This is a genomic window from Lewinella sp. IMCC34183 (assembly GCF_003390915.1).
In the GTDB taxonomy this organism is placed as follows: domain Bacteria; phylum Bacteroidota; class Bacteroidia; order Chitinophagales; family Saprospiraceae; genus Neolewinella.
On record NZ_QMEM01000004.1, the window covers coordinates 402,231 to 422,250 of the forward strand.

Here is a 20,020-nt window from a genome sequence, read left to right on the forward strand (position 1 = left end):
GAAGTTACGATGCCGCGGACCCGGATTTTGGTGGGCGGACCCAAAAAAAACGCCCCCCGGAAGGTATTCCGGGGGGCGTGTCCTGGCGGACGGTGGCCGCGGCTTACAGCAGCGGTGCGATCACCAGCGCCACTACGCTCATCAGCTTGAGCAGAATGTTGAGCGAGGGACCGGAGGTGTCCTTGAAGGGGTCACCGACCGTATCGCCGACGACGGCGGCCTTATGGGGCTCGGAACCCTTGTAGTAGACCGTACCCTGAACCGAGGCACCCTCCTCGAACATCTTCTTGGCGTTGTCCCAGGCGCCACCGGCGTTACTCTGGAAGATGGCCATCATGACGCCCGCAGAGGTCACGCCGGCCAGCAGGCCACCCAGCATCTCGGCACCCACGTCGGCCCCGAACAGGCGCGGCGCGAAGCCGACGACGACGGGCGCGAGTACCGCGATCAGTCCGGGCATCACCATCTCGCGGATGGAGGCTTCGGTGGAGATCTCCACGCACTTGGCGTAGTCGGCCTTGCCGTCGGCGGCATCGAAGGTGGCCTTATCGGCGGGGGACCATTTCGTCTCGTCGTGTCCGGAGCGGCGCATCACCTCGAGGGCGGCCTTCAGCTCGGGGATTTCCTGGAACTGCCGGCGTACCTCCTGGATCATATCGTTGGCGGCGCGGCCCACAGCCTCCATGGAGAAGGCGCTGAAGAGGAAGGGCAGCATGGCCCCGAGGAAGAGGCCGGCCATCACGTAGGGGTTGGCGATGTCGATGCTGGTGATGCCGGCCGTCTGCATGAAGGCGGCAAAGAGCGCCAGGGCCGTCAGGGCGGCGGAGCCGATGGCGAAGCCCTTACCGATGGCGGCGGTGGTGTTACCGACGGCGTCGAGCTTATCGGTGCGCTCGCGTACCTCCTTGGGCAGGTTGGCCATCTCGGCGATACCGCCGGCGTTGTCGGAGATCGGCCCGTAGGCGTCGACCGCCAGCTGGATACCGGTATTGGAGAGCATACCTACGGCGGCGATGGCGATGCCGTAAAGTCCCGCGAAGTAGTACGCGCCGATGATGGCAGCCGCGAGGACCAGAATGGGCAGGGCGGTAGAGCGCATACCCACGGCCAGTCCCGCGATGATGTTGGTGGCGGAGCCGGTCAGCGACTGGTCCACGATGCCCTGTACAGGCTTGGTGCCGGTACCGGTGTAGTGTTCGGTGATGTAGCCGATACCCAGGCCGGCTACGAGGCCCATAATGATGGCGTAGAAGACGCCCATATTGGTATAGGCGAAGCTGACGGGATCGCCCTGTGGATCGGTCAGCGGCTTGCCCAGTCCGTCGTAGTTGATGGTCCAGCTGTCGGGGAGCAGGGTGGTCACGGCAAAGAAGGTCAGCACCAGCATGATCGCCGCGGCGATCAGCTCCCCGGTGTTCAGTGCCTTCTGCGGATCGCCACCCTCGCCCACGCGGACGAAGAAGGTGCCGACAATGGAGGCTACGATACCTATACCGGCTACCACGAGGGGCAACAGTACGGCGTTGAGGCCGCCGATTTCGCTCTGCGCGAATTCCGGCAACACGATGAAGGCCGCCCCGATCACCATGGTACCGATGATGGACCCGACGTACGATTCGAAAAGGTCGGCACCCATACCGGCTACGTCGCCCACGTTGTCGCCTACGTTATCGGCGATGGTGGCGGGGTTAAGGGGGTGATCTTCGGGGATGCCGGCTTCCACCTTACCCACGAGGTCGGCACCGACGTCGGCGGCCTTGGTGTAGATGCCGCCGCCCACGCGGGCGAAGAGCGCAATGGAGGAGGCGCCAAAGCTGAATCCGGTAATGACGGTGACCACCCGCACGATGGCCTGCTGCGCTTCCACGGTCCCGTTGACTACGGTATCCGGGACGAACATGCCCTGGAACACCAGAAAAAGCGCGCCCAGGCCCAGCAGTCCGAGGCCGACCACGCCCAGCCCCATGACCGAGCCGCCCGCGAAAGCGACGCCGAGGGCCTTGCCTAGGCTTTCCCGGGCGGCGTGGGTAGTACGTACGTTCGCTTTGGTCGCCACGCGCATACCGATGAAGCCGGCCAGGGCCGAACAGATGGCGCCGAGGATGAAGCTCACGCCGATCATCCAGCTGGAGGTGGCGGCATCGGCGGTGACCATAAGCAGGGCCGCCACTACGCCGACGAAGATGGCGAGCACCTTGTACTCCGCCCGCAGGAAGGCCATCGCGCCGTCGGCGATGTTTTCCCCGATGCGGACCATACGCTCGTTACCGGGGTCTTGCTTACCGACCCAGCTGTAGCGGATCGCCATGAAAATAAGGGCCAGGATACCCAGGACGGGTATTGCCAAGAGTATAGTTGAAACCATAAATTTTAGGGAGATTAACTTGTTTTGAAGAAAGAGGTGAGATCCGTCTTCGATGACAAGCGATCTAGATGGCCGCGAAAAAATCGCGCTTCAAAAGTTCGATGATCGAGATTGCGCAGACAAAATAGTAATTATTGCTTTATCAGCTTTCGCAGTGTTTTCCCCGCTTCCGTGGCAAGTTCGAAGTAGTACATTCCGTTTGGTAAGTCCACCAGGGGAGCCGTGATCCGGTGCGTTCCCGCCCCCCGCTCGGCCGCCGGCCAACTGCCGACCCGTCGGCCCGCGGCGTCGCGCAGCTCCACCGCTATCCGCCCCGGGCGTAGCATCCGGTAGGTCAGGGTTGCCTCCTCGGTCGCGGGATTAGGGTACAATTCCACGTTCGCCACGCTGGGGTCGGGCCGGTGGACGGCCGTAGTTTTGCCCCCCCGCTTGTATAGAAAGGTCGTGGGCCGCTCCTCCGCGTCGAATTCGATCTCGACCACCGGTTCTTTCTCGCCCTCCGCCCAGAAATAGTAGGTACCCTCCTCCGGCTGCCGGCCCAGGTAGGCCTCGGTGGAGGGGTCGGCCGCCCGTACGATGCCGGTAACGTCGAGGTAGGCGGACTGCCCCGCCTTCACGTATACACGGGTATCCATTATTTCCACCCGTTTCTCCCGCAGCACGGTGTAGGTATCGCCCTCCAGGGTGAGGCTGCCATAGGCGTCCACTACGTCGCTGATTATGCTGGTACTGGTGACGCGGACGGAATCGTAGCTGCGCAGGGCGCTGCCGATGTCGCTCGTGCGTATATCCGCCGGCAGGCTGTCTACGCTGATGCGTATCTCCCGCACCGACGTTGAGGAAAAGCTGTCGCCGTAGGAGATCCCGGCGCGCCGTACGGCACGCGGCGGTACCAGCGCGGCGGCGAACACCTCATCGCGGAAGAACGGCAGGGAGCCCACCAGCCCCACGAGCTCAAAGGTCGTGTCCGTACTCCGGTAGTATTCGTAATCGAAGGCCGCCGAAGTGAGCCGCATCTCCGCCGTGGGGAAGAGGGTGTCGGCCACCACCGCCTCCAGGACCTCGGTGTATTCGGTCCGCAGGTCCGGAAAACCAAAGTCCCAGGTAAGTGCCTCCCCGGGGGGCTGAAAGACGATACCCTCCCGGTACGCGTCCGTAGCCTGATTCGTGAGCAGGCTGTCCCCGACGACCGGGAAGTAGGCACGGCCGAGCGTGATTTGGGCACCGACCCCGGAAGTCAGGCCGGCGAGGAGCAGGGAACACAGGAAAGCACGAGTAAGGGACATATGCGGGGAGATTGGTGTGGGTGCGCGCGGCGGCGTTAACGCTTGACCAGGGGCTGCAGGGTGGTCCCCTGCGGGCTGGCCAGACGAAGATAGTAGGTACCGGCCGGTACATTATCCAGCCCGGCCGACAGGGTGTACAGTCCGGCCACCTGCCGCCCCGTACGGAAGACGCGGAGCTGCCGGCCGGTCGCATCTAGCAGATCGATGGTCATCGTGCCTCCCACCGGCAGTGAGTACCTCACGCGGCTGGCGTTGCCGGTAAGGGTTAGGCGCTACCGGCAGTACCGTCGGCCCGGATACGGTAGAGGTCGCGGTTCCCAGGCCCGGGGGACCGGCCGGGGCGGGCGTATCGGTGCGGGCCTTGCCCGCCGCCGGGGCGTCCGCAGTCTGCAGGTGGTTGCTTACGGCGGCCTTGCGGAAACCGGCGGCGAAGGTTTCCGTGGTCGACCGTTCCAGGATCGGCGAAGAGAAGTAATCGACCGTGATACTATCCGGCCGCACGTCGAGCACATAGTAGCCGTGGTCGGAGAGGTTGGCGTATTTCATGTGGGGGTTGGGGACGCCCAGGTTGAGGCCAGGCTTCGGACTTAGCTCGGTGATGAGCTGTTCGGCCAATTGCTGCGCGACTTCGCGCCCCGTGGCTTCGTCGAAGTTGGCGGCCGAGATACTCGGGATAGCGAATTCCAGCGCCACCGTGCCCGCGCCCGTTTCCGGATCGTAGGCGGTTGGCGTGTATATCGGTACCCGGCCCAGGGTGCCCTCCGTCCGGAAGGAGAGTTCGTTGGCCGGTACCGCCACCTCGAAAGCGAGAGCCGTATGGAAGTCGCCGGTCAGGATGACCACGTCATGGATGCCCAGCGAGTCGATCCGGTCGACTATTCGCTGCCGCGCGGCGGGGTAGCCATCCCAGATGTCGAGGAAGTCGCTTTCCACACTTTCGTATGGCCACTGCAACTGGAGGCCCGCCCAGTCCATGTTGAATTCGGAAAAGATCACCTGGTGACCGATCAGCTTGTACCGGGCGGTGGAGGAGGCCAGTTGATCCAGAAACCAGGCGCGCTGCTCCTCGCCAAGCAGGGTACGGTCCGCCGCCTGCAGGGCGGGATCACTAACGTCCTAGATCTGCGCCTCGCGACCCTCCAGGCGGGTTATCCAGCATGATGAGGTCCGCCAGGTCCCCGTAGGAGATCGTGCGGTAAATGCTGCGGTTTCCCGTTTCGCGGATCGGCAACCGTTCGAAGTAGGCCCGCCGCGACCATTCCTTGCGGTCGGTCCAGCTGCCTTCGTCGCCGGGCTGGTGATTGCTCGCGCCCGTTTCGTAGCTGTCGTTGGCCGACTCGTGATCGTCCCACACGGAGATGATGGGGTGTTGCTGGTGCAGGTGCCGGAGGTCACTGTCCAGGCGGTAGGTGGAGTAGCGGTTGCGGTAGTCTTCCAGGCTCACGATTTCCCGGTCCGGCGCTACGATCCGGTCGTCCCAGACTTCGGTGTTTCCGTATTCCCGGTTGGCGTATTCGTAGATGTAGTCGCCCAGGTGGATCACCGCCTCCAGGTCGTTACGCTCGGCCAGGCGGCCGTAGGCGTTGAAGTAACCGGCCTGAAAGTTGCTGCAACTCACCACGCCGAAGCGCAGGTGGTCGGCCGTTGCGCCGGTCGGTGTCGTTTTCGTGCGTCCGGTCAGGGAATCGCGGCCGAGGGCCGAAAAGCTGTAGTAGTAGGTAGTGGCGGGAGCCAGCCCGTCCACGTCTACCTTGACGGTGTAGTCGGTTTCGCCTTCGATCGTGAAGGTGCCCTCCTGTACCAGGTCTTCCAGTCCGGGATCGGTGGCCACGCACCATTCCCCCCTGATGCTCCGCCCGTCGACGGTGTCCGGCGTGACCCGCGTCCAGAAGATCACCCGGTCGGCCAGCGGATCCCCGGAGGCTACGCCGTGGTAGAAGGGCCGCAGGTCGGCCTCCGCGAGTTGCGGCCGGGCGCCCGTCCAGGGCCGCGTGTGCGTAAAAAGGGTTTGTGCGGGTACGCAGGTGCAGTAGAACAGGGCAACTAACAGCGTAGACAGGTAAGCGGGGCGGATAGCAGTGAGGTCTCCGGTAAGGTAAGGTGTGGCGGGCAGGCGCCTGCCCCCGGGCGAAAGTGGCTGCTCCGGTATTTCTCTAAAGCCCCTATATTTGTGCCCCATCCCGCAGCCGTGCGGGCTTTTTTTATAACGAAGGGTGGAGAGATCAGGCTCTGCGAAACCCTGGCAACCACTTTCCCGATGGCTTGGGAAAAAAGGTGCCAACGCCTGTCCCGCTTGGCGGGAAACTATAAAATCATACTGCCATGCCCACTCCGCAACCGGCGGCCGCTCCGGCCCCACCCCTGCTTCACGACCGCGATACCCTGCCGGAACTCCTGGCCGCCGTCGTCGAGGAATCCTCACACTTTCTTGCCACCCTACCCCGGCGCCGCGCGGGGGCCAAACAGCCCTTTGACGAGGTGCTGCCGCCGGGGCACTACCGCCCCGGATTCGTGCGCGGGGTCGTGCATCCCAACGATACCGAATTCGGGGAGGGCCGCGGTGCCCTGGCGACCCTGCGGCACTGCGTACGCCGCTTTGACGATCTGATAGTGGCCTCCTCCGGTCCACGCTACCTCGGCTACGTGGTCGGCGGCGTGACGCCCGCCGCCCTGGCCGGCGACTGGCTGGCCAGCGTCTACGATCAGAATCCGCAGGGGCTGCGGTGGTTTGGCGACGCGTCGGGGCGCATCGAGTACGAAACCATCGGGCTGCTGCGCGACACCCTCGGTCTGCCCGCCGACTTCAACGGCGGCTTCGTGACCGGCGCCACCATGAGCAACTTCACCTGCCTGGCCACCGCCCGGCAGTGGCTCGGCGACCGCCTTGGTCGCGACGTGGCCTCCAACGGCTTCGGCAACGCGGAACTGAGGGTGTACGCCGCCACGCCCCACTCTTCGACGGTGAAGGCCCTGAGGATGCTGGGCTTCGGCAGCGCCGCCCTCCGCCTGGTGAAGACCCTGCCCGACCGGGAGGCTATGGACGTTGCCGACCTGGAGCAACAGTTGGCCGCCGAGCCCGGTACCCCCGCCATCGTGGTCGGCAGCGCGGGCACGGTGAATACCGCGGATTTTGACGACTTCCGCGCCCTGCACGCGCTGCGCGACCGCTTCGACTTCTGGCTGCACATCGACGGTGCCTTCGGCGGCTTCGCCGCCCTGCTTCCCAAGGCAGCCGACTACCTCGACCACTGGCAATACGCCGACAGCATCACCGTAGACAACCACAAGTGGCTGAACGTACCCTACGACAGCGGTACCTGGTTTGTCCGGAAGAAACACGAAGCGCTGCAGGTGGCCACCTTCCGCAACGGCGACGCTCCCTACCTCGGAGACAACAGCGAGTTCAACTACCTCAATCTCGGTCCGGAGAACAGCCGTCGGCTGCGCGCCCTGCCCGTCTGGTCCACGCTGCGGGCCTACGGCAAGGCCGGCTACCGCGACATCGTCACCCGCTGCGTGGCCGCGGCCCGGGAGCTCGGCGACTTCGTACAGGAGGAAGACGGCTTCGAACTGCTGGCCCCCGTACGCCTTAATGTGGTATCCTTCACCCTGACCGACGCGGACCCGGCGACCGTGACCCGCTTCCTGCAACAACTCAACGACAACGGCCGCTACTTCCTCACCCCGACAACCCTCAACGGGAGACCGGGTATGCGCGCCGCTTTCGTCAACTGGCGCACCGAACCGCGGGACGTACACTGGCTCCGTGCGGAACTCCGCAATGTATTGGGACAGGTACGTCCCCCGGCACCCGCGCCCCGCCGCACCCCTCCTACTTCACCTCTTCACTAATACTAGCTACCACTATGCACTACGAAACACTCCAACTACACGCCGGCCAGGAGGTCGACGAGCAGACCCGCAGCCGTGCCCTGCCCCTATACCAGACCAGCAGCTTCACCTTCCGCGACAGCGAGCACGGGGCCAAGCTCTTCGGTCTCCAGGAATTCGGGAACATCTATACCCGGATCATGAACCCCACCACCGACGTCTTCGAAAAGCGCGTCGCGGCCCTGGAGGGGGGAGCCATGGCCCTGGCCACCGCATCCGGGCAGAGCGCCCAGTTCCTGGCCATCAACAACCTGGCCTCGGCCGGCGACAACATCGTGAGTAGCCCCTACCTCTATGGAGGTACCTACAACCAGTTCAAGGTCGCCTTCAAACGGATCGGCATCGAGGTGCGCTTCGCCGACAGCACCAACCCGGCCGACTTCGAGAAACTGATCGACGAGAAGACCAAGGCCATCTACACCGAGACGCTGCCCAACCCCAGCTTCCTGGTGCCCGACTTTGAAGGCCTCAGCGCCCTGGCCGAAAAAACGGACCTGCCGCTGGTGGTCGACAATACCTTTGGCGCCGCCGGCTACCTCTGCCGCCCCATCGAGCACGGGGCCCACATCGTGGTGCAGTCGGCCACCAAGTGGATCGGCGGCCACGGCACCAGCATCGGCGGGGTGATCGTGGACAGTGGTAAGTTCGACTTCGGCAACGGCAAGTACCCCCAGTTCACCGACCCGAGCCCGAGCTACCACGGCATGGTCTTCAACGACGTCTTCGGGAAGGACGGTCCCTTCGGCAACATCGCCTTCGCCATCCGCGCCCGGGTGGAGGGGCTGCGCGACTTCGGCCCCGCCGCTTCGCCCTTCAACGCCTGGATGTTCGTACAGGGACTGGAAACCCTGAGCCTGCGCGTCGAGCGCCACTGCGAGAACGCCATGGCCCTCGCCGAGTGGCTGCGCGACCACGACAAGGTGGAGAGCGTGAGCTACGCCGGGCTGTCCGACCACCCCGGCCACGCCAACGCGAAGAAGTACCTGCGCCACGGTTTCGGCGGTGTCCTCAACTTCAACGTGAAGGGCGGCAAGGAAGACGCCACCAAGGTGGTCGATAACCTGAAGCTGATCAGCCACCTCGCCAACGTAGGCGACGCCAAGACCCTCATCATCCACCCCGCCGCCACCACCCACCAGCAGCTCAACGAGCACGAACAGCGGGCCGCAGGTGTAGAACCCAACGCGCTGCGCATCAGCGTGGGCATCGAGCACATCGACGACATCAAGGCCGACCTGCAGCAGGCGCTCGACCTGATCTGATCATCCATAATTGACGAATCATGACCCCCGATCTATACAAGGACCAGTACGAGGTGCTGCACGGCCAGATGCCGATGTACGGCAAGGGTGTGCAGGAGAGCCTGGAGCCTATCCCGGAAGAGGATTTTCACCGGCCGGTAGGGCACCGTACCATCGCACAGCTCGTGGCGCACATAGTGGCCTGGCGTCGCAACACTGCCCTGCGACTGCAGAAAAAGCCCCGCCCACAGATCGAACTGGGCTCACCCGTGGACTGGCCGGACTACTCCGGGAAAACCAAGGCGGAGATGCTGGATGAACTGGCCGAGACCAAGGAGGAGATGCTGCAGGCCCTCGATGCGTTTGACTACGGTAGCCTGGAAGAGAAGGTACACCCCGACCACTACTACCACTACCGTCACGTGATCGACGGGGCCATACAGCACGACGTATACCACCTGGGACAGATCAACCTGATCGCCAGTGTGTTGCGCTTCGGTCGAAACCAATAATCCCAGAACCGCTTCCCTTGACGCGCTACCTGTACATCGAACACCCCTTCCAGCTGGAGTCTGGCTCGGTACTGCCCAACCTCACCGCGGCCTACGACACCTTCGGTACGCTGAACGCGGCCCGCGATAACGTCATCTGGATCTGCCACGCCCTGACCGCCAACAGCGACTGCGAAGACTGGTGGCCGGGACTGGTGGGGCCGGGCTGCACCATTGACCCGGAACGCTACTTCATCGTGTGCGTCAATATGCTGGGCAGTACCTACGGCAGCAGCAGCCCGCGCAGCCAAAACCCCGCCACGGGCCGGGCCTACGGGCTCGAGTTTCCGCTGGTGACCACCAAGGACAACGCCCGCTTCTTCTCGCTGGTCGCCAACTACCTGGGTATCGGCCGCGTGCGCTTACTTATGGGCGGCAGCATGGGCGGGCAGCATGCCCTGGAGTGGGCCAGCCTGGAGCCCGACCGCTTCGACCTGCTGTGCGTACTGGCCACCAACGCCCGCCACTCGGCCTGGGGAATCGCTTTCAACGAGAGCCAGCGGATGGCCATGCGGGCCGATCCGACCCTCGGTACGGACGCGCCCGACGCCGGCAAGGCCGGCCTGGAAGCCGCCCGCGCCGTCGCCATGCTCTCCTACCGCCACTACCGGACCTACGTGGGTACCCAATCGGAGGAGGAAGCCGACAAGTACGACGACTACCGCGCCAGCAGCTACCAACGGTACCAGGGCTACAAGTTGTGGAAGCGGTTCGACCCCGTATGCTACTACGCCCTATCCCGGGGCATGGATAGCCACGACGTGGGTCGGGGCCGCGGGGGCGTAGCCTCCGCGCTGGGCCGGATCAAGGCCCCTACCCTGGTCATCAGTATCGACACCGACATCCTCTTCCCGATCGAGGAGCAGGCCGTGATCAGCCGGCACATTCCTAACAGCCGCCTGGAAGTGATGCACTCCGACTACGGTCACGACGGCTTTCTGACGGAGGCGGTAAAGATCGGGGAGTTCCTGAGCGATTTCCTGGGAGATCAGCTGCGGATCGACGCTACGACCAAGCGGGCCTTTACCGATGCCCTCACGGGACGGAAGTTCGCGGTACCGGGGTCGGAGGAGGTTTAGGGTTGCTGGGTGCTGGGTGCTGGTTGCGGGTTGCGGGTTGCGGGTTGCGCCGATCGTCTCCCTGGAAGGCCAGCGGAGGTCATCGGATGCGAGACGCGCGCAGCAAGGCCTCATCCGATGACCGGAGCGAGCTGGTTGCGGGTTGCGCCGATCGTCTCCCTGGAAGGCCAGCGGAGGTCATCGGATGCGAGACGCGCGCAGCAAGGCCTCATCCGATGACCGGAGCGAGCTGGTTGCGGGTTACCTGTTGCGCCGATCGTACCCTGGAAGGCCAGCAGAGGTCATCGGATGCGAGACGCGCGCAGCAAGGCCTCATCCGATGACCGGAGCGAGCTGGTTGCGGGTTGCGGGTTGCGCCGATCGTCTCCCTGGAAGGCCAGCAGAGGTCATCGGATGCGAGACGCGCGCAGCAAGGCCTCATCCGATGACCGGAGCGAGCTGGTTGCGGGTTACCGGTTGCGCCGATCGTACCCTGGAAGGCCAGCAGAGGTCATCGGATGCGAGACGCGCGCAGCAAGGCCTCATCCGATGCCCGGAGCGCACGGGTTGCGGGTTGCTAGTTGATGGCCAGGGGATCGTGCACGGTAGCCGGATAGGGTACGCAGAGCGAATCCAGCTGGGCCAGGGTACCCGAAAAGACGTTGCGGTCCACGGCACCGACGATGCCGGGCGACGCCGCCCGGTCGGTGTATTGCCAGAACTGGAAGGGCCGGCCGCAGACGGTCACGGGCTCGTGGTCATTGTAGCGCGCCAGCCAGAGCGGGTACTCGTTAAATTGACCGGCCAGGTGACGGTTATAGAAATTAAGGCCGGTATACAGGATGGGCTTGACGCCGTAGTGATCTTCGGCCAGGCGAAGCCACTGGCGTACGTGGGCGACAAAGTCCGGGCCGGAAAGATCACCGCGGTTTTCCACGTCGAGGACGGGGGGCAGATCACCGGGCTGCAATTTTACCAGGTCGATGAAGTTGCTCAGCTGCCGCTCCACGCTGGTATGGGGCAGGAAAAAGTGGTAGGCACCACGGCGAATCCCGGCGCGGCCGGCCTCGGCCCAGTTGGCGCGGAAGGCGATATCACGGTGCGTCCAACCCTCGGAAGCCTTGATGAATACGAAGTGGTGGCCGGCGTTGGCCACGCTGTCCCAGTTGACCACCCCCTGGTAGCGGCTGACGTCCAGGCCGGACACCGCGTACCGCTCACTCACCTCCTCCTTGCCACACGCCGACAGTAGCGCGCAGAGGAGCAGACTCAGGATGAAGCGGGATTGGTTCAAGGGGTTATGTTCGCTAATTGGTACTGTAATTTACGAAAAAAGGGCGTGGACAGATGCCCTGAGGAAAATTATTCTCCTCCCAGGATGCCCCGGATGTTCCAGTTCACTTGCTCGCCGGTGATGTCCCGGAAGCTTGCCCACTGGTTGGGGTTGGTGGCCAGCCGGAGCAGGTCGCCGTTGGAGTTGTAGGTGCGCCCGGCGTCGCACCCCACCGAGAATGGCTCTCCGTCGGGCAGCACCACTTCGACCGCCAGCCACAGGCCCTGGCCGTCGATCTCGAGGCCCGGGATGACGCGGTCCTCGATCCAGCGGTTGGTCGTGATGCGGTTGGTCATGGGCTGCCGGTAAAGTTCCGCGCCGGGCGTGCGGTCGTCGGGTCCCTCTCCGTAGACTACAACGGCCGTGGAGTCCGGTATGGTGTTCAGGTAGAACCGGATACGCTCGAGCGTGCGGCCCGTATACTGCTGGGTAACGGAGGGAGGGAAGTAGGCGGCAAACATGTTCTTCCCGGGCGGCAGCTGGGGCGCGGAGACGGGGTCCCCGTCGTAGTTGAGGGTCGTGGCGACGGCGGGGTCGTCCTTTTCACAGCTCGTCCAGAGAAGCAGCGGTGCGGCGAGGAGTAACAGGAAGACCAGGGAAGATTTCATGGGCGGGGGCATTAGGAAGCAAGATCGTATATAAGACGTTTCAACGGGCCCCGGGGCTGCTTAAGGATATACTAAAGTCTGCTGGCGCACATCGGATGTCCCCGACATCCGATGTGCGCCGGCCGGCCGCGCTACCTTCGCCGCCATGAACCGCGAGATCCTCCGGCTGGCCGTACCCAATATCCTGAGCAACCTGTCTGTGCCGCTGATCTCCAGCTTCGATACGGCCCTGATGGGCGGCCTCGGGGGCGGCCACATCGCCGCGGTGGGCCTCGGCAGCATGGCCTTCAACTTCGTGTACTGGAACTTCGGCTTCCTGCGTATGGGCACAACCGGATTGACCGCCCAGGCCTTCGGGCGCGGGAGCCTGCCCGGACAGGCGCAGGCCCTCTACCGCGGCGCCCTCCTGGCCGCCGGCATCGGTCTGGCACTGGTGCTGCTGCAGACCCCCGCCCTGCGGCTGACCGCCTGGCTGCTCAATATCCGCCCCGAACAGCTGCCCCTGGTGGAGGAGTATTTTTACATCCGCATCGTCGCCGCCCCCGCCGCCCTGCTGCAGATGGTGCTCCTGGGCTGGTTCTTCGGGCGGCAGAACGCGGTGTGGCCCCTCGTGCTCACCGTAGCGGTCAACCTCGCCAACCTGGGACTGAGCTACTACCTCGTCACCCGGGCCGGCTGGGGCATTGCCGGGGTGGCCTGGGGGACGGTGGCCGCGCAGTACGGCGGGCTCCTCATCGGGCTGGGGCTGCTGGTGTACGGCCGGTACCGGAGCCCGGACTGGCCCCTCTTCGCATCCGCACCGCACCCGCGCTCCGCCGGCGAAGCGAGCCTGAGGGCCTTCTTCCGGATCAACCGCGACATATTTATCCGCACGGTCTGCCTCACGCTGAGCTTTGCCTTCTTCTACAACCGCGCCAACGCCCTCGACGTCGGTACCGCCACCGTGGCCGCCAACGTCATCTTGCTGCAGCTGGTCAACTGGCTGAGCTACGGGGTAGATGGCTTCGCCTTCGCCGCCGAGAGCCTGGTGGGCAAGTACGCCGGCGCGGACCGCCCGGGACAACTGAAGCGGGCCGTGCGCTACGTATTCGCCTGGGGCATGGGCCTGGCCGTCCTCTACGCGCTTGTCTACTGGTTTGGCGGTAGCGCGCTGCTGTCCCTCTTCGCCCCCGCCGCCAGTGCCGCCGATACGCTGGCCGTGACCCTGCAATATCTGCCGATCCTGGTCGCCTTCTGCCTGCTGGCCACTCCCTGCTACCTCGCGGACGGCGTCCTCGTCGGCCTCACCGCCGCCGCCACCATGCGGCAGACGATGCTCGTAGCCCTGGCCGGATACCTCGTTGCCTACTACCTCATCGGCCAGTACTTTGACAACTGGGGACTCTGGGGCAGCCTGCTGCTGTTCATGGTGCTGCGAGCGGGCTTGCAGGGGCTCTGGTGGAAACTGGGGTTAGTACGGTAGTCTTGTAGTACGGTAGTACCGTAGGCTCGCACCACCCCAGTACCATCAGACTACAATTTACCAGACGACCCGACTATAGCACTACCCAACTACAAGCTACTCGCTCCAGGACTACCCGACTACAGAACTACCCGACTACCATACTAACTTACGCCCATGTTCTACACCTCCATAGCCGACACCCAGCAAGCACTAGCCGCCGGAGAAACCACGACCCTGAAACTCGTGGAGCGCTACCTGGCCAGCATCGGCGATCAGCGGTACCTGAATATCTACGTGGAGGTGTTTGCCGACGAGGCCCTGGAGCAAGCCCGCGCGCAGGACGAGAAGCGTGCCGCCGGAGCGTCTCTCGGGCAACTGGCCGGCGTGGTCGTCAGCATCAAGGACGTGATCTGCTATAAGGACCACATCGTGAGTGCCGGCTCGGCCATGCTGGAGGAGTTCGTAGCCACCTATACGGCCACGGCCCTGCAGCGGCTCCTGGACGAGGACGCCATCGTCATCGGCCGCACCAATTGCGATGAGTTTGCCATGGGCAGCGGCAACGAGAACAGTCACTACGGCCCTACCCGAAACGCCGCCGACCCGGCCCGCGTACCCGGGGGCAGCAGCGGGGGCGCCGCCGTTTCCGTACAGGCCAACACCTGCCTGCTGGCCGTGGGTTCCAGTACCGGAGGATCGGTACGGCAGCCGGCTTCCTTCTGCGGGCTCTACGGATTCAAGCCGACCTACGGGCGCATCAGCCGCCACGGCCTCATCGCCTACGGCAGCAGCTTCGACCAGATCGGCCTGCTCGCGCGCGATCCGGCCGATATCGCCCTGGGCCTGGAACTGATGGCCGGGGCCGACGGCTTCGACGCCACCGCCCCCAACCGGTCGGTGCCCGCCTACACTGCCGCAACCAGTGAGGGCCCGCGCCGCGTGGCGTACTTCGCCGACCTGCTGGAAAACGAGGGCGTCGACGCGGCTATCCGGCAGACCACCAGTGAGGCCCTGGATCGCCTGCGGGACGCGGGGCACACCGTCGAGCCAGTCACCTTCGACTACTTCGACTACGTGGTGCCTACCTACTATGTGCTCACCACCGCGGAGGCCAGCAGCAACCTCAGCCGCTTCGACGGCATGCGGTACGGCTACCGGACCGAAGAGGAAGGGACGCTGGAAAAAACCTACAAAAGAAGCCGCTCCGAGGGCTTCGGTACCGAAGTGCAGCGGCGCATTCTGCTGGGCACCTTCGTCCTGAGCAGCGGCTACTACGACGCCTTCTACGGCAAGGCGCAGCGGGCCCGGCGGGTCATCCAAGAGCAGTTGCGGGGTATTCTGGCGGACTACGACTTCATCCTGATGCCCGTGTCCCCGAGCCAGCCCTGGCCGGTGGGCGACCAGATCGACGACCCCGTGGCCAACTACCTAGCCGACATCTACACCGTTCTCGCCAACCTCGCCGGCCTGCCCGCCATCGCCATCCCGGCCGGAGAGGCATCCGGCGGTCACCTGCCCGTGGGCTACCAGTTGATGGCCGACCTGTGGAACGAGGAGGAATTACTCGCCTTTGCACAGGCCCTAAAAAAATAGCGGCGCACCCGGGTGGGTACGCCGCCAGCCTGTAACACAAGCAATAGTTGGTGATTATTCGGGGATGGTCATCGTACCGTCCTGGGCCTGCTGCTGCAGGTTCTCGTTGGCGGTGATGGCTACCTCTACCCGGCGGTTGGCCTGGCGACCTTCCTCGGTATCGTTAGTGGCGACGGGCTGCATTTCGCCGTGTCCGACGACGGTCATACGGCTGCGGTCCACGCCGAGCTCGACCAGGTAGTCGGCTACACTGGCGGCACGCTGCTCGCTAAGTTTCTGGTTGGAGGATTCGCTGCCGACGTTGTCGGTGTGTCCGTCGACGGTCAGGTCGGTGTCGGGGTACTTCTGGAAGACGTCGGCCATGCGGCGCAGTTCGATCTTCGAAGCCTCGGTGAGCTGGTACTTGGCGGTGGGGAAGAGGATACCGCTGTCGAAGGTCACCATGATGCCTTCGCCTACCCGCTCCACTTCGGCTCCTTCGACCTGCTCGATCTCCTTGGCCTGCTTGTCCATGTAGTCACCGATCACGGCACCCGCGGCACCGCCTACGACGGAGCCGATAATGGCACCCTTGGTGCCGCTGCCGTTATTCTTACCGATAATGCCACCTACGACGCCACCGATGGCACCGCCTGCGGCACCGCCCTTGACGGCCTTACTGGTGTTGCAGCCGGTAGCGAATACCAGCGCAAAGGCCAGCACAAAAAGGGTGAACGTTCTGATAATAGTCTTCATAATGCTTTAGTTAGGTTGAATGCACCTACTAAAACCCGGCGCGCGGGGGCCATGTTTGTTTTCGCTCTGTTAACGGCCCGTTACTAAATCGCCCACGATGCGGGCCGAGAGCAGGCACAGGGGCAGTCCACCGCCGGGGTGCACGCTGCCGCCGAGGAAGTAGAGCCCGTCGATCTCGCGGCTGAAATTGGGGTGGCGCAGGAAGGCCGCCATGGGGTTGTTGCTGCTGCTGCCGTACAGCGCACCCTGGTGGCTGCCGGTGAGCGCCTCGATGTCGGGGGGGCGGACGATGCGCTCGGCCCTGATGTGTTTTTCCAACTCATTGGGCGCGACCGCGGGTGCCAGGTTTTTCTCCAGAATGGCCAGCACCCGGGCTCGTAAGTCGGTGGTCATGGTGTCCCAGTCCTGTCCGGCGTGGGCGGGAGCGTTGACCATCACGAACCAGTTCTCGTGCCCTTCGGGGGCGTCTCCGGGGACCAGCTTGCTGCTTATATTTACGTAGACGGTGACATCGTCGCTCAGCTTTCCTTCCTCCAGCCGGCCGAACTCGGAGGCGTAGTCGTGGCTGAAAAAGATGTTGTGCAGCCCCAGCTCCGGAAAGGCCCGGTCGATGCCCCAGTAGAAAATGACGGCGCTGCTGCTCTTCTGCTGCTTCAGGGTCCGCTCCGGCCGCTTGCTGCCCGCCAGCAGGCGGTCGTACGCGAGCCATACGTCCATGTTGCAGACGACGGTGTCAAAGTCGAGTTCCTCGCCGTTTACCAGGATCCCTTGCACCTGCGTCCCCGCCGTACAGATTCGCTCGACTCGCTGCCCGAAGTGGTAGGTCACGCCCAGCCGCTTGCCCAGCTCGTAGATGCTCTCCGCGATGTCGTACATACCGCCGGTGGGCAGGTAGGCCCCGAAATGGTGCTCGAAGTGGGGGATCATCGACAGCAGGCCGGGGGCCTTATAGGGGTTGCTGCCGTTGTAGGTGGCGAAGCGGTCGAAGAGCTGCACCAGCCGCGGGTCGTCGAAGGCGGCCGCGTGGACGGCGTGCATGCTGCGGAAGAGGTCCAGTCCCGGGATCTTCAGCATGGCCCAGGCGACCTGCGGGTCGAGCCAGGTACTTGCTTTATGCAGGCTTTTTTCCAGGAAGGTGCGGCCGGTGAGTTCGTACTTCTCGGCGGCCTTGTCCATGAAGGCCTTCATTTGCGCTTCGTCGACGTCGAAGGTATCGGCGGCCTCGCGCACCAGGTCTTCCGTAGCGGCCGGGGCGTTGAAGCGGGTGCCGTCGGGCCACCAGTAGCGGCAGACCTCGGGCAGGCGGACGTAGCTGAAGTGGTCGCGGGGGTCCTCACCGGCCAGCGCGAAGAGTTCGTCGACGTACTGCGGCATGGTGAACAGGGAGGGGCCGAAATCAAAGCGGTAGCCGCCCCCGAGCGAGAACTGGTGAAGCTTGCCGCCGGGCCCGTCGGCGGACTCGAAGACCTCCACCTCATGGCCGGCGACGGCGAGGCGAACGGCGGCGGCCAGTCCGGCGATGCCGGCCCCGATGACGGCGGTTTTCATACGGGGAACAACCCCGCGGCCGGTAAAGGGTTTATATCCCCTGACCGTCCACTCCACCGCTTGCCCCTCGCGGGCAAGAGGAAAGTCCGGGCAACATAGGGCACCACGCCGGCTAACGGCCGGGGTCTTCCTCCGGGAAGGCACGGAAAGTGCAACAGAAAGCAAACCGCCCCGCTCCGGCGGGGTAAGGGTGAAACCGTGGGGTAAGAGCCCACGCCTTCCGGCAGTAATGTCGGATGGAGGTAAACCCCGTGGGTTGAAATACCAAACAGCAGTGCGTTCCCCTTCGGGGGATGCGGCCGGCCCGGTCGAACCCCAGCGCTGCGGGTAGGTAGATCGAGCCGTCGGGCAACCGGCGGCCTAGATAAATGGTGGAGCGCCCCGCCTCGGCGGGGCCGACAGAACCCGGCTTACCGGAACGGTCAACCTGGCCCCGTCTTCTTCCCGGAGGGCGGGGCCTCTTCGTACAAAGCGGTCTCCGACCGCGGAAGCACAATGCGGCCTCCGGCCGCGAAACCGCCTCGGGCTCCAGCTATCCCAACCACGAGTAGCCGGCACCCCCCGCCACCCCAGAAAAATTTCACCGCTCCCACCCACGTTCCCTACCCGTACCCTTCCCAGCACTATGCCACGCCACACTACTTCCGCGCTTCTCCTGCTGTTTCTGGCCTGTTCCACCGCTACTCCGGTAGCCGCCCAGCGGAACAACCATCCTCCGGTGGGCCAGGTCACCTACGGTTTTTACCCGGATTCAGCGTCCATCTTCGCGGAGGTGGAGGACCTGAAACGATCGGGTGGCCCGTCCGATCTCCGTAGCGGCAACTGGCTGCGCGACCAGTACTACGTCACCCGCACCCTGGTTTTCGATCTTTTCTTCGTTGGAAAGGAGTCGCTGTTCCAGCTGCAGCCGCAACTTCGCCTGGATACCGAAAACCGTTTCCTCCACAACCTGGCCATTCTGGAAACCGACGGCGACCGGCGCTACTACCTGAACACCTCCACCCAAACGCGGCTCCACGAGCGGCCCGCGCTGGACAGCGACACGTTGTACCACCTCACCGATACCTTCGACAAGTACCAGTGGACGCAGACGTCAGCTACCAAAACCGTAGCCGGCTACCCGTGCCGGCAGGCGACTTACGACTACACCTACACCGACCTGGACGGCATCGACAAGACCGTACACGTCACCGCCTGGTACGCCCCCGACCTCCCCTACCCCTACGGCCCGGCGGGCTACGACGGGCTGCCGGGCCTCATCCTCGAACTGACGACGTGGTGGAAACGATCGCAAACCTACCGCGCTACCTCGATCCACATCGGACCGGATACCCGGCAGTCGCTCCCCGCCCTGGACACCCCCGACCGCATCACTACCGAGGCCCGACTGGCGCGGGAGGCGTACGAACGGATTGAGCCGAGGACCCCGGATCGGTAATTACCGGTCGGCATTCAGAATCAAGCCCTTCCGCACCGTATCTTACGCAACACGCCCTGCTGCATTTGGGTGACACTGCACCCGCGCCCCGCCGCCCCACCTAACCGGTTTGCTCATGGTATACGTCTTACTTGTTTGCTTTTCCCTCCTCGGTCCGCTGCTTTCTGCCCAGTCTACTGCCCCGCCGGTATACGGCAAAATCACCTACGCCGTAGTCTCCGATTCGGCCGCCTCGGCCGCCTTTTACGCCTTCATAGACTCCATGCGGCGGGAAAAACCCGAGCAGCACGCCATGGTCGGCCAGGATATCACCGACCAGTTCGAGCTATCGCGGACCCTGACGTTTGAACTGTACTTCGACCGCAGTGTGTCCATCTTTCAGTTGGTGAGGGAGGCTATACCCACCGGCGGCAAGGATGAATTTACTTACAACGGTGCCATTGGTATGGCTATGGGTACTGTGGGGGAGCAACGCCACTACCTCAATACGACCGACAGCACGCGCCTCACCGAAAAGACCCTGGGGGGCTCCAGCAGCCTGGTCCACGTTCCGGAACCCTTCGCGAAATGGGACTGGACCATTACGGGAAAAACGAAGCAGATCGGTAACTACATCTGCCGCGAGGCGACGTCCAGCTACTCCTTCGAGAGCTACAAGGGGGGTACGGTGACGATTCCCGTCACGGCCTGGTTCGCGCCCCGGTTGCCGTTCCCGTACGGTCCCAATGGCTACGACGGACTGCCCGGCCTCATCCTGGAACTCACCACAGGAGGCAACCGTGTCCGAGGCTTCCGGGCGGTGGCCATCGATATTCAACCCGGTATAGAACGCGCCCTTCCGGAGTTAGGAAAGCCACGCGCCGTCCTGACCGAAGACGAACTCAACGCCACCGCCAAGAAGCGGATGGAACGGATCAGAAGAAACTGAG

General features: G+C 64.1%; 16 protein-coding genes, 1 other RNA gene and 1 riboswitch. Of the genes, 9 read left to right on the plus strand and 8 right to left on the minus strand.

All coding sequences use genetic code 11. The features are described 5' to 3' along the window. Nucleotides 1-103: 103 nt before the first annotated feature. From DQG19_RS11400 to DQG19_RS21490, 4 genes are all read right to left on the minus strand, one after another. Nucleotides 104-2,365: a sodium-translocating pyrophosphatase gene (locus DQG19_RS11400; RefSeq protein WP_116126376.1), complete on the minus strand. Its 2,262-nt coding sequence runs from the start codon at nucleotides 2,363-2,365 to the stop codon at nucleotides 104-106. Between the two features lie 131 nt (nucleotides 2,366-2,496). Beyond that, on the minus strand, nucleotides 2,497-3,651 hold the full coding sequence (locus DQG19_RS11405; RefSeq protein WP_116126377.1) for a T9SS type A sorting domain-containing protein: 1,155 nt from the start codon (nucleotides 3,649-3,651) through the stop codon (nucleotides 2,497-2,499). Nucleotides 3,652-3,762: 111 nt separating this feature from the next. Beyond that, nucleotides 3,763-4,749 carry an alkaline phosphatase D family protein gene (locus DQG19_RS21485; RefSeq protein WP_116126378.1) on the minus strand — a complete coding sequence of 329 codons (987 nt, stop codon included), beginning with the start codon at nucleotides 4,747-4,749 and terminating at the stop codon, nucleotides 3,763-3,765. Between the two features lie 10 nt (nucleotides 4,750-4,759). Beyond that, nucleotides 4,760-5,830 carry an alkaline phosphatase D family protein gene (locus tag DQG19_RS21490; RefSeq protein ID WP_116126379.1) on the minus strand — a complete coding sequence of 357 codons (1,071 nt, stop codon included), beginning with the start codon at nucleotides 5,828-5,830 and terminating at the stop codon, nucleotides 4,760-4,762. Between the two features lie 19 nt (nucleotides 5,831-5,849). Then, nucleotides 5,850-5,964: riboswitch (SAM riboswitch) on the plus strand. A 9-nt stretch (nucleotides 5,965-5,973) separates the two neighbouring features. Between DQG19_RS21490 and DQG19_RS11420 the strand changes: the two genes are divergently transcribed. The 4 genes from DQG19_RS11420 to metX are packed head-to-tail and all read left to right on the plus strand — an operon-like array spanning nucleotide 5,974 to nucleotide 10,413. Continuing rightward, nucleotides 5,974-7,503, plus strand: a complete 1,530-nt coding sequence (locus DQG19_RS11420; RefSeq protein ID WP_116126380.1) for a pyridoxal phosphate-dependent decarboxylase family protein — start codon at nucleotides 5,974-5,976, stop codon at nucleotides 7,501-7,503. Nucleotides 7,504-7,517: 14 nt separating this feature from the next. Beyond that, on the plus strand, nucleotides 7,518-8,804 hold the full coding sequence (locus DQG19_RS11425) for an O-acetylhomoserine aminocarboxypropyltransferase/cysteine synthase family protein (RefSeq protein ID WP_116126381.1): 1,287 nt from the start codon (nucleotides 7,518-7,520) through the stop codon (nucleotides 8,802-8,804). Between the two features lie 20 nt (nucleotides 8,805-8,824). After that, nucleotides 8,825-9,295, plus strand: a complete 471-nt coding sequence (locus tag DQG19_RS11430; protein WP_116126382.1) for a DinB family protein — start codon at nucleotides 8,825-8,827, stop codon at nucleotides 9,293-9,295. A gap of 17 nt (nucleotides 9,296-9,312) precedes the next feature. Then, nucleotides 9,313-10,413, plus strand: a complete 1,101-nt coding sequence (gene metX, locus DQG19_RS11435) for a homoserine O-acetyltransferase family protein (protein WP_116126383.1) — start codon at nucleotides 9,313-9,315, stop codon at nucleotides 10,411-10,413. Between the two features lie 556 nt (nucleotides 10,414-10,969). On the opposite strand, the gene DQG19_RS11440 is transcribed toward metX, so the two are convergent. Further along, the gene (locus DQG19_RS11440; RefSeq protein WP_116126384.1) at nucleotides 10,970-11,686 is read right to left on the minus strand and encodes a glycoside hydrolase family 25 protein; all 717 of its coding nucleotides are present in this window, start codon (nucleotides 11,684-11,686) and stop codon (nucleotides 10,970-10,972) included. Between the two features lie 68 nt (nucleotides 11,687-11,754). After that, nucleotides 11,755-12,333, minus strand: a complete 579-nt coding sequence (locus DQG19_RS11445; protein ID WP_116126385.1) for a hypothetical protein — start codon at nucleotides 12,331-12,333, stop codon at nucleotides 11,755-11,757. Nucleotides 12,334-12,478: 145 nt separating this feature from the next. Between DQG19_RS11445 and DQG19_RS11450 the strand changes: the two genes are divergently transcribed. Together DQG19_RS11450 and gatA are read left to right on the plus strand one after the other, a co-directional pair. Further along, nucleotides 12,479-13,795: an MATE family efflux transporter gene (locus DQG19_RS11450; RefSeq protein WP_116126386.1), complete on the plus strand. Its 1,317-nt coding sequence runs from the start codon at nucleotides 12,479-12,481 to the stop codon at nucleotides 13,793-13,795. A 156-nt stretch (nucleotides 13,796-13,951) separates the two neighbouring features. Further along, the gene (gene gatA / locus DQG19_RS11455; RefSeq protein ID WP_116126387.1) at nucleotides 13,952-15,370 is read left to right on the plus strand and encodes an Asp-tRNA(Asn)/Glu-tRNA(Gln) amidotransferase subunit GatA; all 1,419 of its coding nucleotides are present in this window, start codon (nucleotides 13,952-13,954) and stop codon (nucleotides 15,368-15,370) included. 54 nt (nucleotides 15,371-15,424) lie between these two features. On the opposite strand, the gene DQG19_RS11460 is transcribed toward gatA, so the two are convergent. Continuing rightward, nucleotides 15,425-16,105, minus strand: a complete 681-nt coding sequence (locus tag DQG19_RS11460; RefSeq protein WP_116126388.1) for an OmpA family protein — start codon at nucleotides 16,103-16,105, stop codon at nucleotides 15,425-15,427. Nucleotides 16,106-16,174: 69 nt separating this feature from the next. Continuing rightward, on the minus strand, nucleotides 16,175-17,653 hold the full coding sequence (gene crtD / locus DQG19_RS11465; RefSeq protein WP_116126389.1) for a 1-hydroxycarotenoid 3,4-desaturase CrtD: 1,479 nt from the start codon (nucleotides 17,651-17,653) through the stop codon (nucleotides 16,175-16,177). Between the two features lie 41 nt (nucleotides 17,654-17,694). Here crtD and rnpB point away from each other — a divergent pair. The 3 genes from rnpB (at nucleotide 17,695) to DQG19_RS11480 (ending at nucleotide 20,019) form a co-directional block, all read left to right on the plus strand. After that, an RNA gene (rnpB, locus tag DQG19_RS11470) (RNase P RNA component class A) lies at nucleotides 17,695-18,082 on the plus strand. Between the two features lie 196 nt (nucleotides 18,083-18,278). Beyond that, nucleotides 18,279-19,091 carry a GLPGLI family protein gene (locus DQG19_RS11475; protein ID WP_116126390.1) on the plus strand — a complete coding sequence of 271 codons (813 nt, stop codon included), beginning with the start codon at nucleotides 18,279-18,281 and terminating at the stop codon, nucleotides 19,089-19,091. 115 nt (nucleotides 19,092-19,206) lie between these two features. Continuing rightward, nucleotides 19,207-20,019, plus strand: a complete 813-nt coding sequence (locus DQG19_RS11480; RefSeq protein WP_157974463.1) for a GLPGLI family protein — start codon at nucleotides 19,207-19,209, stop codon at nucleotides 20,017-20,019. Nucleotide 20,020: the final 1 nt, after the last annotated feature.